Consider the following 13,628-nt stretch of genomic DNA (forward strand, 5'->3'; position numbering starts at 1 on the left):
CATCCCCCGGAGAACCCATGAAGGACCTGCGTAGCGGCAGCCTGCGTCATGCCATCGGCCCCGGCCTGCTCATGGCCGGGGCCGCCATCGGTGTCTCCCACCTGGTGCAATCCACCCGCGCCGGCGCGGAGTACGGCCTGCTGCTGCTGCCCGCGATCCTGCTGGCCTGCATCCTCAAGTATCCCTTCCTGGAGTTCGGTCCGCGCTATGCCGCCGCCACCGGGGAGCACCTGCTCAGCGGCTACCGCCGCCTGGGGCGCTGGGCCCTGGGCCTGTTCGCCCTGGTGACCCTGGGTACCATGTTCATCATCCAGGCGGTGGTGACGGTGGTCACCGCGGGCCTCTTGGGCACCCTGGTGGGTCTGGAGGTCTCCACCTTCACCCTCTCCGTCTGGATCCTGGCGGCCTGCCTCGTGCTGCTGGCGATGGGGGATTACCGCGGCGTGGACCTGGGCATGAAGCTGATCATGGCCGTCCTCACCGCCTGCACCGTCGCCGCCGTGGCCGTGGCGGTCTGGGGGATGCCCCAATGGCAGGGCATCACCGGCGTGGAGGAGGCACCGCGGCTGTGGACAGGGGCCGGCTTCGCCTTCCTCCTGGCCCTGCTGGGGTGGATGCCCATTCCGCTGGATGTGGCCGTGTGGCACTCCCTGTGGACCCTGGAGCGGGCCCGGGAGACCGGCACCCGGCCCAGCCTGGGTCAGGCCCTGACGGACTTTCGCATCGGTTTCTGGGCCGCCACGCTGATGGCGGCGGCCTTCCTGCTCCTGGGGGCCCTGACCCTCTACGCCGACGGCCGCGTCTTCGCCGACTCGGCGGTGGGCTTTGCCGGGCAGCTGGTGGATCTCTACGCCGGTACCCTGGGGGAATGGAGCCGGCCCATCATCGCCGTGGCGGCCCTCACCACCATGTTCAGCACCACCCTGGCGGTGACCGATGCCTATCCCCGGGTGGTGCTGGCCCTGTGGCGCACCGCCCGCGGCGGGGAGACGGGCAACGTCAACCACCGCCACGGGCGCCTGGCCTACGCCCTGGTGCTAGCGGGGATCCTCGCCGGGGCCCTGGCCCTGATCCGCTTCGCCGGCGAACGCTTCACCGCCTTCATCGACCTGGCCACCACGCTCTCCTTCCTTTCGGCCCCCGTCCTGGCCTGGCTCACCCTGCGGGTGGTCACCCACGCGCACATGTCCCCGGCGGACCGCCCCGGGGGCCTCACCCTGGCCCTGGCCTGGGCGGGGCTGGCCTTCCTCACCGTCTTCTCCCTGATCTGGCTGGCCTGGCGGCTCCTGGGCTGAGGCCGCGGTACAATGACGGAACCCGAATCAAGGAGCGTTGCATGGACACCTTCAAGCTGGTGCGCCCCGAACACCTGAACCACTACGGTTATCTGTTCGGCGGCTTTCTGCTCAAATGGGTGGACGAGATCGCCTGGATCGCCGCCAGCCGCGACTACCCTGGCTGCCGCTTCGTCACCGTGGCCATGAATTCCGTGGAATTCCATCGCGGCGTGCACCAGGGGGATGTGCTGCGCTTCAACGCCCGTGAGCACGAACGCGGCCGCACCTCGGTGCAATACGCCGTCAGCGCCTTCTGCGACGACCTGGATAGCGGGGGCGAGGAGGCCATCTTCTCCACCTGCGTCACCTTCGTGCGCCTGGACGACGCGGGCCAGAAGATCCCCCTGCCCCCGGCCCGCAGCGGCGGCGCCTGAGGCGGCGGGACGGCCGCTACCAGGGCACGTCCGCGGCGGCGGATTCCACAACCTCCGGCCGCGCGTCCGCGCCGCCCCCGGAGAGGCCGAAGACCCCGTCCAGGGCCTGGATCACCTCCCGCAGTTCCCCGCTCATGAGGGTGAATTCCGCATCCATGCGCGCCCGGGCATCCTCCGCCTCGGCCACGCCCCCCTCCTCGATGAGTTCGTCGGCCAGGCGCAGGCGCCGCAGGGAGAGGTCCTCGCCGAGGGTGAAGGTCAGGCGTTCGCTCCAGTCCAGGGCCAACTGCACCACCTGCTTGCCCATCTCCAGGTGCTTGGCGATCTCCTCCCCGGCCAGGTCCTGGCCGCGGCAGCGCACCACGGACTGCCGGTCCTTGGGATCCCGCAACTCGCAGGCATCCCCGAGGGCAAAGCCCGCCTCCCCGTGCCCCCGGGACACCCAGCGGGTGAGGAGGGAGACGGTCGGATTATCGGGGTTGGGCAGGGCCACGGGGAGGCTGCCCAGGGTCTCCCGCAGCAGCGTCACCACGTCATCCGCCAGGCGCTCGCTGGCGGCATCCACCACCAGCCAGCCGGCCACGGTGTCCACATAGGCCAGGATGCGGCGGGAGCGGGTGAAGGCCTGGGGCAGGAGTTCGGCGGTGAGCGTCTCCTTGAGGCGGCGGCGCTCCGAACGTCCCACGCTGCGCCCCTCGGCGGCCTCGATCTCCGCCACCCGCTCCTGCAGCAGCTCGTTCACCACCGCGGCGGGCAGCAGGCGCTCCTGGCGACGGGCGCAGAGCAGCAGGCAGCCGCCGGAGGCGTGCACCAGGGCCCGGCTGTCCTCGCCCATGGGTTCGCTCCAGCCCAGGGTGGCGGTCTCCAGGGGACCGCAGGGCCGGAAGCGGCGGGCCGCGAGCCGCTCCTCCAGTTCCTGGGGGGAGAGGGCGAGGGATTCCTGCAGGCGAAAGAGGCGTGCGTTGCGAAGCATGGGCCACCTTGGGGACGGAAAAGGGGTGGATTATAGCGCCCGCACCCCGCCCTGTGGGCCCTCTCAGGAGGAACCGGAGAGCCCGTCGTGCACCTGCCCCAGGAGTTCCGTGGCCACCTGCAGGACATGGTCCCGGGCGAAGCCGGCCCGCAGCATCTCGTCGTAGAGGGTGTGGGCCATGAGCCGGGCCACCCGCTCCGGGTCCTGGGTGAGCTGGCCGGTGCGCTGCGCCTCCCGGGCCAGGGTCAACTGGATAAAATGGGTCTTCAAGAGTCCCTGCAGGCGGTGGATATGGATGGACTTGGACACCACCAGGGCCAGGATCATGGCCATGCGCAGGTCCGAGGCATCCAGGCGCTGCCGACCCTCGGGCCCGTCCACGTTGATGACCCCCACCACCTGATCCTCCAGGAGGATGGGCACGGAGATCACGTCCACGGTACCGGACTCGCCGCGCCGGGCCAGGGGGGCATAGGGGGAGCGGTGCAGATCCCGGATCAGCAACGGCTCACCGGAACCGGCCACCCGCCCGGCGATGCCGTCCCCCAGGGGCAGGCTCTGTGCCCGGGCCTCCGGCGGCAGGCCGCCACAATGGGCCTCCACCCGCAGCCGGGGCGTCTCCTCCTGGGGCGCAGTGGAGACCAGCATGATGGAGCAGTGGCGGCAGTCCATGGCGTGGGCCACCAGCCGGCTCAGGGTATCCAGCCCCTCCTCCAGGGAGGTGGTGGTCTCGACGAAGCGGGCCAGTTCGGAGAGCTTGTGGATGAAGGAGGGATCCGACATGGGGAGGCCTCAGAGGGGGACCGGCGGGAGGCGCAGGGTGAAGCAGCCGCCCCCCAAATCGCCTTGATTGGTCAGTTCCACGTAACCGCGATGGTGCTCGTCGGCATGCAGGTCCGCCACCAGGGCGCAGAAGTAGAGACCGAGCCCCGTGCGCCCCTGGGAGACATCCGGGGGCTCGCTCTCCTCCAGGGCGCGGCGGCCGAGCATGTGATGCGGAAACCCCGGGCCGTCGTCATCCACCTGGATCACCAGCCAGCCCCGTTCCTCCCGGGCGGTGATGGCGATCCGGCTTTGAGTATAACGCACCGTGTTGTTGATCACATTGTCCAGCAGGGTGTCGATCAGACCCCGTTCCAGGGTCCACAGCAGTTCCGGATCGCAGTCCACGTGGCATGAGATCCCCTTCTGCTCCAGCATGGGCCGGTAGCCCAGCCAGTGTTCCTCCAGGAGTTCACTGATCACCACCGGCGAGAAACGGGGGGTGTAGAGCCCATGGGCGTTGCGGTACAGGGTGAGCAACTGCATGAGGTTGTCGTTCACCCGCCTGGCCTCATAGCGCAGGTGGGCCAGGCGCTCCGGGGCATCCACCGGGCTGGAGTCCGCATCCTCCAGCAGGTCGTCCAGGGCGGTGAGGACGGTGTTGAGGGAATTCTTCATGTCGTGGATGCTGATGGCCAGCACCGTGTTGAAGTCGAGCTTCGACAAGCCAACCCCCTGGGTGGTGCGGGCACATGCCCGCAATCCCATCCTACTATGGAACGGCCATGGACGGGATCAGCCCGCCTCCTGGCGTAGGAGTTCCGCCCGCTCCACCTCCCCCAGGTGCTGCAGCACCTGCACCAGGGCGGCGCGCACCGCCTCCGGGGGCGGAGTCCAGAGCAGGCGGGTATCCAGGGTATCCAGCAGTTCCGTCGGATCCGCAGCGGTGACCCCGCACAGGTCCAGACGGCCCACCAGGGACCACCAGGGCAGTTCCGGATCCCCCTCCAGGGCCTGCTCCATATGCCGCAGGCAGCGGGCGGCGCCGCGGGTGTCCCCCACCCGGGCCAGGGCGAAGGCGGTCCAGACATGGTCCGAGGGATGGGCCTCCCCCTGGGGCGCCGCCAGTTCCGCGGCCCGTGCCCAGGCCTGCGCCGCCAGGTCCCAATGGCCCTGTTCCAGGGCCAGGCGCCCCAGGCGGCGCTGCCGCGGCAGGGAGCGGGAAGAGCGCTGCACCGCCCGGTCCAGGACATCCAGGGCCTCGCTGCGCCGGTCCTGCAACTCCAGCACCTCCGCCAGGTGGTCGTGGGCGGACATGAAATAAGGGGTCACGGCCATGGCCTCGCGGAAATGGTTCTCGGCCGCCGCCAGGTCACCGCGCCGCTGCGCCACCCGTCCCAGGGCGTTGCAGGCCCAGGCCAGGGGGCGCTCCCTCTGGGCCTCGCGGGCGGCTGCTTCGGCGGTATCCAGGTCACCGGCCTCGATGCCCAGTTCCGCCTGCAGGCGCAGGACATCCGCCGCCTCGCCGCGACCCGCCGCACGCATGACGGCCAGCACCTGCAGGGCAGCGGCCGTGTCCCCCCGCGCCAGGGCGTCCGCCACCGGCCGCATGGGATCACGGCGCTGTAGGGCCCGTTCCAGACGGGTCTTCAGCAGCACCTTGGTGATGGGCTTGGAAAGATAGGCGTCCGGACCGCTCTCCAGGGCGGCCATGACCATCTCGCTGGAGTTCTCGGCGGTGATCAGGATGAAGACGCAGGCCACGTCCACGCGGCCCTCCCGGCGGGCGATCTCCAGCAGCTGCTGGCCGTCCATGCCACCCCCCAGGTTGTAGTCGCACAGGACGATGTCGTAGCGGCGGGCGCGCAGCCGGGCCAGGGCCTGGGCCGCATCCTGGGCCATGTCGGGTTCCTCCTGCAGCCCCATGGACAGGAGCATCTGCGCCAGCGTGGTGCGCATGGCTGGAAAATCGTCCACCACCAGAACCCGGCGCCGGCCGAGGGATCTATCCATCGCGTGTCTCACCCATGCCCGAATTCCACCTCCCAAAGTGGGAACGCCACCGCCCAAGGGTGGCCCCGGGCGGGGCTTTTTTCAATGTACCGCCCATTCTGCTACTTCCGAAAGGGACATGATGGCAGCGCCGCATGCACCCGTGGGGCGCCGCCCTCCATCACCCACGGAGGGGGTCGGCATGAGCAAGTTCTGGATCGTCCTGTTGCTGCTCCTGGTGGTGGCCGTGCTGGCGGGTGCCGGCGTCGGCGGGCACCAGGTCTCCAAGAGCAACACCTTCTGCATCGCCTGCCATGCCTACGAGAAGGTGGCCTGGGACCACGGGGAGCATTATCACACCGACTGTATCGACTGCCATACCAAGTAGCCGGCCATGAGGACATAGAGGAACATGGACATCCAGGCCGCCGGCACATGGATAAACAGGATGCGGTGGCTCTCCCCCTGACGGTAGTCCGGCGGGGCATGGATCAGGCCGGTGTATAGTCCGGCGATGAACAGCAGCGCCAGCGGCCGGGTGCTGAGCAGCAGCTGCTCCAGGGTGCCGTCACGGCCGTCCTCGGAGAACAGCCGTTCCAGGGAGAGCAGGGTCGCCAGCAGGGCCGAGACCCAGAGCACGCCGGGGACCATCGGCCGGACCGGGGGCGGGTCAGGCCGCACAGGACCCTCAGCAGGGTGGTCTTGCCGGCCCCGTTGGGACCCGCCACCTGCAGCAGCTGGCCGCTGCCACCTCCAGGCGGACCCCGTCCAGCGCCGGGCGCTCGCCGCGCTCCACCACCACGCCCCGGGCCTCCAGGCGGTGTCCGGGGAAACGGTCTCCGGCTGCCCTCTCAACGGCGGACATGGGGGAACGCGATCTTCTACAGCATGGATCCCGATCCTACCGCGGGACCCTGATATCGCGAATGATCAATCATTGCCCTCCACATGCCGGATGCGGTCATGTACGGCCTGCGCCAGGTCATCCGGATGGTATTTCTGGATGAACTTGTCGGCCCCGGTACGCTGGACCATGTCCATGTTGAACACCCCGCTGATGGAGGAATGCAGCAGGATATACAGGTCCTTCAGGCGCGGATCCTCGCGGACGTGGGTGGTAAGCTGATAGCCGTCCATCTCCGGCATCTCGATATCGGAGATAATCATCAGGTACTCCCGGGCCACGTCCACCCCCTCGGACTGCAGGCGCTCAATGAGTTCCAGGGCGTTCCTGCCGTCGGTGACGGTGGTGCAGTCCACCCCCAGTTGCGCCAGGGAGGCCCGGATCTGGTTGCGCGCCACGCTGGAATCGTCCACCACCAGCACCTTGTACGCCCCGGGCTGCACCCCCTCGCTATAGGCCTCCGAGACCACCGTGCTGGCATGCACCACCTGATCCAGCACCTTCTCCACGTCCAGGATCTCCACGATCTCCCGGTTCTCCAGCAAGGTAACCGCGGTGACGAAGGCGTGGCGTCCGGTGGCCCGAGGCGGCGGCTGGACCCGGTCCCACTGGGTGTTCATGATGCGGTCCACCCGGCGGATGAGGAAGCCGTGGACGGAGCGGTTGTACTCGGTGATGATGATGTAGCCCTGCTCCGGTTGGCTGAGGGGCGGCCCGCCTACGGCCAGGGAGAGATCCATGATGGGCATGGTGATGCCGCGCAGGGTGGCGATGCCCTTCACCAGGGGATGGGCGCCGGCCAGGCGGGTCAGGGGCTGATAGGGGATCACCTCCTGGACCTTGAAGATGTTGATGCCATAGAGCTGCCGCCCCTCCAGCTGGAAGAGGAGCAGTTCCAGCCGGCTTCCGGCCGCCTGATTGGACTCCAGAGAAGACCCCCAACGCTGTTCCGCCATGACCCCACTCCGGCTCTGCAAAACTCGGCGACCATCTTACCCACTCCACGGTGGGCAAGACCATCGGCCCGCGATGGACCGGCTACCGCCAGCGCCTGGCGGAGCTGGACCGGGTGGAGGTGGTGGCCCGCGTCAGCCAGAGCGGCGACGCCACTGCCCGCAGCGGCGATCTGCAGGGCACCGCCACCGTGGCCCCCGAAGCCGAAGGGATCCGCGTGGTCATCGACCGCGTCCTGCCCTGATCCCGGGCGGCGTCCCAGCCGCCTCCCTCCGGCGCCACCGCCCGCGGCAGGTGAGTTCCTTTCCCCCCGGATGCCCGGGTGTGGGAAAATCCCCCTCCCGGAACCTCCCCGCATCCAGGAGACCCGAACCCGTGAACTCCATGCCCCCAACGGACGACCCCCGCTACGAGGCGCGGCCCGCGCCCCACCGGGACCTGTGCACCGACTGCGGCCTGAGCCGCAGCCAGGACCCCCGCCGCTGCGGCCGGGCCTGCCAGTTCATCCGGCCCCGCTACCGCGAACTGGAGACCCGCATCCACGGCCGCCCGCGGGACCCGGAACGCGGCGACGAGGGCTTCTTCGGCGTCTACCGCCGCATGCTCCAGGCGGCCCTGGAACCGCCGCGGGAAGGGGCCCAGTGGACCGGCATCACCACCCGCATCGGCCAGCGCCTGCTGGAGACCGGACAGGTGGACGCCGTACTGGCCATGACCGGCGACCCCGAGGATCCCTGGCGGCCGCGGCCCGCCCTGGTGACCCGGGCCGAGGACATGGCCCGCTGCCGCGGCATGCGCATGGGCTTCGCCCCCCTTCTGACGCTGCTGGACACCGCCCGCGCCCGGGGCCTGCGCCGCCTGGCGGTGATCGGCATCCCCTGCCAGATCTACCCCCTGCGGGCCCTGGAGCCGGAACTGGACCTGGATGTGCTCCATGTCATCGGCATCCCCTGCTCCGACAACACCACCACCGAGCGCTTCCACGCATTCCTGGGCCTGCTCACGGACCGCCCCGGAGAGGTCACCTATCTGGAATTCATGCCCGACTACCACGTGGAGCTGCGCTTCCGGGACGGGGCCGTGCGCCGCATCCCCTTCCTCCAACTGCCCATCTCGCAACTGCCCCGGGACTTCTTCCCCCTCACCTGCAAGACCTGCGTCGACTACACCAACAGCCTGGCGGACCTGACCGTGGGCTACATGGCCGGCCAGGGGGAGCAGTGGCTCATCGTGCGCAACGAGCGCGGGGAGCGGCTGCTGTCTTTGCTGGGCAACGAACTGCGCACCCGTGAACCCGGCAGCGCCGGCAAGCGCCAGGGATCGGTGAAGGGCTTTCTCGCCAACACGGAAAAGGCCGCCGGGGGCCTGCCCACCCGGGGCATGCCCAACTGGGCGCGGCCCATCGCCGCCTTCCTCATGCCCCGCATCGGTCCCCGGGGCCTGGAACTGGCCCGGGCCCGGCTCGAGATGAAGGCCGGGGAGACCATCCTGCACCTGCGCCAGACCCGCCCCCGGCGCCTGCGCCACATGGTGCCCGATCACGTCTGGCGCCTGGTGGCCCCCTACGGCATCGAGCCGCGGCCCGGGGAGCGCCGCGACGAGTGACCCCCCAGCGGGAGGACACCGCCGCGGCCCCGGTGCTGCGGGTGGCCGTACCCACACCGGTGCACGGCGCCTTCGACTACCTCCCCCCGCGGGAGGGCCCGCTGCCGCCCCCGGGGACCCGGGTGCGCGTCCCCTTCGGCCGCCGCAGCCTGGTGGGCGTGGTGCTGGAACACACCCGCGGCTCGGCGCTGCCCGGGCACCGGCTGCGGGCCGTCACCCAGGTCCTGGACACACAACCCCTGCTGCCACCGGCGCTGCTGGGGCTGCTCACCTGGGCGGCGGAGTACTATCGGCACCCGGTGGGGGAGGCGGTCTGCGCCGCCCTCCCCGCCCTGCTGCGCCAGGGGCGCCCCGCCGTCGCCCGGGGGCCGACCCTGTACCGGCCTGCCCCGGAGGCCGCCGCCGCCCTGGATACCCTGGGCCGGGCCCCGGCCCAGCACCGGCTGCTGCAGCGGCTGCTGCAGTCGCCCCAGGGCCTCACCGCCGAGGCCCTGCGGGGCCCGGAGGGGCGCGACCTGCGCCATCCCCTGGCGGCCCTGCGGGACAAGGGCCTGGTGATCCCGGAACACCCCCCCTGCCTGCCGCCCCCCGGCGCACCGCCGCAGACGCCCCCGGAACTGAATCCGGCCCAGGAGGCGGCGGTGCAGGCCCTGGAGCAGGCCCTGGGGCGGGGGTATTCCTGCCACCTGCTGGAGGGGGTCACCGGCAGCGGCAAGACCGAGGTCTATCTGCGCATCATCCGCGCCACCCTGGCCGCCGGCCGCCAGGCCCTGGTGCTGGTGCCGGAGATCGCCCTCACACCGCAACTGCTGGAACGCTTTCGCCGGCGCCTGGATACGCGCATCGCCGTGCTCCATTCCGGCCTTGCCGATGCCGAACGCCACTGCGCCTGGCTGTGCGCCCGGGACGGCACCGCCGGGGTGATCATCGGCACCCGCTCGGCGGTCTTCGTCCCCTGGCGCCATCCCGGCATCATCCTCGTGGACGAGGAGCACGACCCTTCCCTCAAGCAGCAGGAGGGCTTTCGCTACCACGCCCGCGACCTGGCGGTGCTGCGGGGGCACCGGGAAGGGGTGCCGGTGCTGCTGGGTTCGGCCACCCCGGCCCTGGAGACCCTGGCCAACGCGGACCGCGGCCAGTACGCCCACCTGCGCCTGCCGGACCGGGCCGGCGGCGCCCGCGCGCCCCGCCTCCGGCTCCTGGACGTGCGCCGGCAGTTCATGGACGAGGGGCTCTCGGAGGGCCTGCTGGGGCGCATGGAACACCACCTGGAGGCCGGCGGCCAGGTGCTGCTGTTCCTCAACCGCCGTGGTTTCGCCCCCGCCGTCCTCTGCCACGCCTGCGGCTGGGTGGCGGAGTGCCCGCGCTGCGATGCCCGCCTCACCTGGCACGCCGGCCCCGGCCGCCTGCGCTGCCATCACTGCGGCCACGAGACCCCCGTGCCCGCCCGCTGCCCCCAGTGCGGCGGCCCCCTGAGCCCCCGGGGCCAGGGTACGGAGCGCATCCAGCAGGCCCTGGCACGTCACTTCCCGCAGTATTCCGCGGTGCGTATCGACCGAGACAGCATGCGCCGCAAGGGGGCCCTGGAGGCGGCCTTCGCCCAGGTGCGCAGCGGCCATCACCGCATCCTGGTGGGCACCCAGATGCTGGCCAAGGGCCATGACTTCCCCGATGTGACCCTGGCCGCCATCCTGGACGCCGACCAGGGCCTGTTCAGCCCGGACTTTCGCGCCGTGGAGCGCCTGGCGCAGACGGTGATCCAGGTGGCCGGACGCGCCGGACGCGCCAGCCGGCCCGGCGAGGTGCTCATCCAGACCCACCAGCCGGAGCACCCCCTGCTCACCATGCTGCTGCAGTCGGGCTATGCCGCCTTCGCCCGGGCCGCCCTGGCGGAGCGGCGCGAGGCCGGACTGCCCCCCTACGCCGCCCTGGCCCTGCTGCGGGCCGAGGCCACCGACCCCGAGGCCCCGGGGGCCTTCCTGGAGGCGGCCCAGGGGCACCTGCAGGCCCATGCCCCCAGGGACGTGCAACTGTGGGGGCCGGCCCCGGCCCCCATGGAACGCCGCGCCGGGCGCCACCGCGCCCAGCTCCTGATCCACGCCCCCGGGCGCCGGCCGCTGCAGGCCGCCCTGGCCGCCCTGCCGGGACTGGCGCACCTGCCCCAGGCACGGCGTGTGCGCTGGTCCATCGACGTGGATCCGGTGGACCTGGGCTGAACCCGCCACTTAACCCGCTCCCTCCTTCCCGGTAAAATCAAACCCATAGATCCATTCTCGCCGCCCGCTTCCACCGGATACCCAACCTTGAAACCGCAACTACAGTCCCTTCTCGAATCCGCCCTCCAGAGCCTCAAGGACAGCGGTGATCTGCCCCCCGATCACCCCGTGGACGTGCAGCTCACCCGCACCCGGGACAAGACCCACGGGGATTTCGCCAGCAACCTGGCCATGCAACTGGCCAAACCCATGGGGGCCAAACCCCGGGAGGTGGCGCAGCGCATCGTGGACCGCCTGCCCCCCTCCGACATCCTGGAGCGGGTGGAGATCGCCGGCCCCGGCTTCATCAATCTGTTCATCAGCCGCAGCGCGCGCCTGCAGGTGATCACCCGGATCCTGGAGACGGGAGAGGCCTACGGCCGCAGCCGCGTCGGCGCGGGCCGGCGCGTGCAGGTGGAGTTCGTCTCCGCCAACCCCACCGGCCCCCTGCACGTGGGCCACGGCCGCGGTGCCGCCTACGGCGCGGCGGTGGCGGATCTGCTGGAGGCGGTGGGCTTTGACGTGCACCGGGAATACTACGTCAACGACGCCGGCCGGCAGATGGACATCCTCGCCGCCAGCATCTGGTTACGCTACCTGGAATGCTGCGGCGTGGCGGTGCCGTTCCCCACCAACGGCTACCGCGGCGACTACGTGCGCCGCATCGCCGAGACCCTGCACCAGGAGCACGGCGACGCCTACGCCGTCCCCGCCGCGGAGCTGACCGAGGGCCTGCCGCCGGACGAGCCCGACGGCGGCGACAAGGAGGCCCACATCGACGCCGTCATCGCCCGCGCCCGGGAAAAGCTGGGGGAGAACCGTTACCGCTACGTCTTCGAACTGGGCCTGAACGAGATCCTGGACGACATCCGCCAGGACCTGGAGGCGTTTGGCGTCACCTACGACCACTGGTACTCCGAACGCGGCCTCACGGAGCGGGGCGCCGTCAACCGGGCCCTGGAGATCCTGCGGGAGAAGGGCCAGCTGTACGAGCGCGACGGGGCCCTGTGGTTCCGCTCCAGCGACTACGGCGACGAGAAGGACCGGGTGGTGCAGCGGGACAACGGCCAGACCACCTACTTCGCCTCGGACATCGCCTACCACCTGGAGAAGTTCGAGCGCGGCTACGACCGGGTGATCGACGTCTGGGGCGCCGACCACCACGGCTACGTCCCCCGGGTGAAGGCCGCCCTGCGGGCCATGGAGCAGGACGACACCCGCCTGGACGTGCTGCTGGTGCAGTTCGCCATCCTCTACCGCGGCGGCGAGCGGGTGCAGATGTCCACCCGCTCCGGCAGCTTCGTCACCCTGCGGGAACTGCGGGACGAGGTGGGCCGGGACGCGGCCCGTTTCTTCTACGTCATGCGCCGCTGCGAACAGCACCTGGATTTCGACCTGGACCTGGCCAAGTCCCAGTCGGCGGACAACCCGGTCTATTACATCCAGTACGCCCACGCCCGGGTGTGCAGCGTCCTGCGCCAGATGCAGGCCAAGGGCCTGGTGCACGACCCGGAACACGGCCGAGCCCACCTGGACCGGCTCACCGAGGACCACGAGACCGCCCTGCTGGGCCGCCTCGCCCACTACCCGGAACTGGTGGAGGCCGCGGCCCTGACCCAGGAACCGCACCAGGTGGCCAACTACCTGCGGGACCTGGCCAATGACTTCCACACCTACTACAACGCCCATCCCTTCCTGGTGGACGACGCCGCCCTGCGGGACGCCCGTCTGAACCTGATCCTGGCGGTGCGTCAGGTGATCGCCAACGGTCTGCGCCTTCTGGGCGTCTCCGCTCCCGAGGAGATGTGATGGCCGCCAAGCGCGCGCAACAGGCCAGCCGCAAGACCCCGCCGCCGGAGGAGAAACCGCCCCTGCCCGGCTGGGTCTGGGGGGCCGCCGGGCTGGCCATCGGCCTGTTCACGGCCCTGCTGGTGTACCTGGACGCCAACCGCCCGGCCCCTGAGGCCGCCCGGGAGGGGGTCGTGCAGGAGGCGCCCCGCAACGGGGCCGGCGAGGGCGGACAACCGCGCTTCGACTTCTATACCCTGCTGCCGGAACTGGAGGTGGCGGTCCCGGAGCAGGCCCCGGCGCCACCGGCCCCGCAACCCCCTTCCCGGAATGAATCCCTTGGGGAACCCGCAACACCGGCCCCCCGTGCGGAACCTCCCGCCGCGGAAGGGGCACGCTACGTCATCCAGGCGGGCGCCTTCCAGCAGGCCGAGCAGGCCGACCGCATGCGTGCCAGCCTGGCCATGCTGGGGATCGAGGCCCACATCCAGAAGGTGCGGGTGAACCACGACACCTGGCACCGGGTGCGCATCGGTCCCTTCGACGACCGCAAGAACCTGGAGCGCATGCGCCGCCGCCTGGCCGAACACCGCATCCAGACGGTGACCGTAACGCTGCCGGACTCCGGCTGACCCGCGCCATCGCCCGGCCCTTTCCGGCCCGTGCCCCCGGCGGGCACAATAA

Annotated in this window: 13 protein-coding genes and 1 pseudogene; 8 read left to right on the forward strand and 6 right to left on the reverse strand. The window is 70.8% G+C overall.

The window, feature by feature from the left end; genetic code table 11:
* The first annotated feature begins 17 nt into the window (after nucleotides 1-17).
* On the forward strand, nucleotides 18-1,295 hold the full coding sequence (locus BM214_RS01090; protein ID WP_090483345.1) for an NRAMP family divalent metal transporter: 1,278 nt from the start codon (nucleotides 18-20) through the stop codon (nucleotides 1,293-1,295).
* Between the two features lie 41 nt (nucleotides 1,296-1,336).
* A complete protein-coding gene (locus BM214_RS01095; protein WP_090483346.1) occupies nucleotides 1,337-1,711 on the forward strand; it encodes an acyl-CoA thioesterase in 375 nt (124 codons plus the stop codon).
* A 16-nt stretch (nucleotides 1,712-1,727) separates the two neighbouring features.
* On the opposite strand, the gene BM214_RS01100 is transcribed toward BM214_RS01095, so the two are convergent.
* The 4 genes from BM214_RS01100 to BM214_RS01115 all read right to left on the reverse strand — a co-directional run bounded on the left by BM214_RS01100 (nucleotide 1,728) and on the right by BM214_RS01115 (nucleotide 5,459).
* Nucleotides 1,728-2,684: a recombination-associated protein RdgC gene (locus tag BM214_RS01100; protein ID WP_090483347.1), complete on the reverse strand. Its 957-nt coding sequence runs from the start codon at nucleotides 2,682-2,684 to the stop codon at nucleotides 1,728-1,730.
* 63 nt (nucleotides 2,685-2,747) lie between these two features.
* On the reverse strand, nucleotides 2,748-3,467 hold the full coding sequence (locus BM214_RS01105; protein WP_090483348.1) for a GAF domain-containing protein: 720 nt from the start codon (nucleotides 3,465-3,467) through the stop codon (nucleotides 2,748-2,750).
* Nucleotides 3,468-3,476: 9 nt separating this feature from the next.
* Entirely contained in the window at nucleotides 3,477-4,172 is a 696-nt protein-coding gene (locus BM214_RS01110; RefSeq protein ID WP_090483349.1) for a sensor histidine kinase, read from the reverse strand.
* A 69-nt stretch (nucleotides 4,173-4,241) separates the two neighbouring features.
* Nucleotides 4,242-5,459 (reverse strand): response regulator, encoded by a 1,218-nt coding sequence (locus tag BM214_RS01115; protein WP_090483350.1) that lies wholly within the window; start codon nucleotides 5,457-5,459, stop codon nucleotides 4,242-4,244.
* A 181-nt stretch (nucleotides 5,460-5,640) separates the two neighbouring features.
* Between BM214_RS01115 and BM214_RS01120 the strand changes: the two genes are divergently transcribed.
* A complete protein-coding gene (locus BM214_RS01120) occupies nucleotides 5,641-5,826 on the forward strand; it encodes a hypothetical protein (RefSeq protein ID WP_090483351.1) in 186 nt (61 codons plus the stop codon).
* Here the strand turns inward: BM214_RS01120 and BM214_RS12550 are convergent.
* Both BM214_RS12550 and BM214_RS01135 read right to left on the reverse strand, forming a co-directional pair.
* A pseudogene (locus BM214_RS12550) lies at nucleotides 5,811-6,098 on the reverse strand (heme exporter protein CcmB); the annotation flags it as partial. The gene BM214_RS01120 and the pseudogene BM214_RS12550 sit on opposite strands and share 16 nt — an antisense overlap.
* A 270-nt stretch (nucleotides 6,099-6,368) precedes the next feature.
* On the reverse strand, nucleotides 6,369-7,298 hold the full coding sequence (locus tag BM214_RS01135) for a chemotaxis protein CheV (RefSeq protein WP_090483353.1): 930 nt from the start codon (nucleotides 7,296-7,298) through the stop codon (nucleotides 6,369-6,371).
* Nucleotides 7,299-7,348: 50 nt separating this feature from the next.
* Here BM214_RS01135 and BM214_RS01140 point away from each other — a divergent pair, with 50 nt between their 5' ends.
* From BM214_RS01140 to BM214_RS01160, 5 genes are all read left to right on the forward strand, one after another.
* Nucleotides 7,349-7,540, forward strand: coding sequence for a c-type cytochrome biogenesis protein CcmI/CycH (locus BM214_RS01140; RefSeq protein ID WP_090483354.1), 192 nt, complete (start codon nucleotides 7,349-7,351; stop codon nucleotides 7,538-7,540).
* A gap of 140 nt (nucleotides 7,541-7,680) precedes the next feature.
* Nucleotides 7,681-8,901: a Coenzyme F420 hydrogenase/dehydrogenase, beta subunit C-terminal domain gene (locus tag BM214_RS01145; RefSeq protein WP_090483425.1), complete on the forward strand. Its 1,221-nt coding sequence runs from the start codon at nucleotides 7,681-7,683 to the stop codon at nucleotides 8,899-8,901.
* Nucleotides 8,898-11,117 carry a primosomal protein N' gene (locus BM214_RS01150; protein ID WP_244887794.1) on the forward strand — a complete coding sequence of 740 codons (2,220 nt, stop codon included), beginning with the start codon at nucleotides 8,898-8,900 and terminating at the stop codon, nucleotides 11,115-11,117. The genes BM214_RS01145 and BM214_RS01150 overlap by 4 nt, the downstream gene beginning before the upstream one ends.
* Nucleotides 11,118-11,204: 87 nt before the next feature.
* Nucleotides 11,205-12,965, forward strand: a complete 1,761-nt coding sequence (argS, locus tag BM214_RS01155; RefSeq protein WP_090483355.1) for an arginine--tRNA ligase — start codon at nucleotides 11,205-11,207, stop codon at nucleotides 12,963-12,965.
* A complete protein-coding gene (locus tag BM214_RS01160) occupies nucleotides 12,965-13,576 on the forward strand; it encodes an SPOR domain-containing protein (RefSeq protein WP_090483356.1) in 612 nt (203 codons plus the stop codon). Before argS ends, BM214_RS01160 begins: the two co-directional genes overlap by 1 nt.
* The last annotated feature ends 52 nt before the right edge of the window (nucleotides 13,577-13,628 follow it).

It is taken from the genome of Ectothiorhodospira mobilis, assembly GCF_900114895.1.
GTDB lineage: Bacteria > Pseudomonadota > Gammaproteobacteria > Ectothiorhodospirales > Ectothiorhodospiraceae > Ectothiorhodospira > Ectothiorhodospira mobilis_A.

Coding starts and splice junctions, on each gene's coding strand:
- BM214_RS01120 (WP_090483351.1), top strand. CDS start 5,641: ATGAGCAAGTTCTGGATCGTCCTGTTGCTGCTCCTGGTGGTGGCCGTG.
- BM214_RS01095 (WP_090483346.1), top strand. CDS start 1,337: ATGGACACCTTCAAGCTGGTGCGCCCCGAACACCTGAACCACTACGGT.
- BM214_RS01115 (WP_090483350.1), bottom strand. CDS start 5,459: ATGGATAGATCCCTCGGCCGGCGCCGGGTTCTGGTGGTGGACGATTTT.
- BM214_RS01105 (WP_090483348.1), bottom strand. CDS start 3,467: ATGTCGGATCCCTCCTTCATCCACAAGCTCTCCGAACTGGCCCGCTTC.
- BM214_RS01100 (WP_090483347.1), bottom strand. CDS start 2,684: ATGCTTCGCAACGCACGCCTCTTTCGCCTGCAGGAATCCCTCGCCCTC.
- BM214_RS01090 (WP_090483345.1), top strand. CDS start 18: ATGAAGGACCTGCGTAGCGGCAGCCTGCGTCATGCCATCGGCCCCGGC.
- BM214_RS01135 (WP_090483353.1), bottom strand. CDS start 7,298: ATGGCGGAACAGCGTTGGGGGTCTTCTCTGGAGTCCAATCAGGCGGCC.
- BM214_RS01160 (WP_090483356.1), top strand. CDS start 12,965: ATGGCCGCCAAGCGCGCGCAACAGGCCAGCCGCAAGACCCCGCCGCCG.
- BM214_RS01145 (WP_090483425.1), top strand. CDS start 7,681: ATGCCCCCAACGGACGACCCCCGCTACGAGGCGCGGCCCGCGCCCCAC.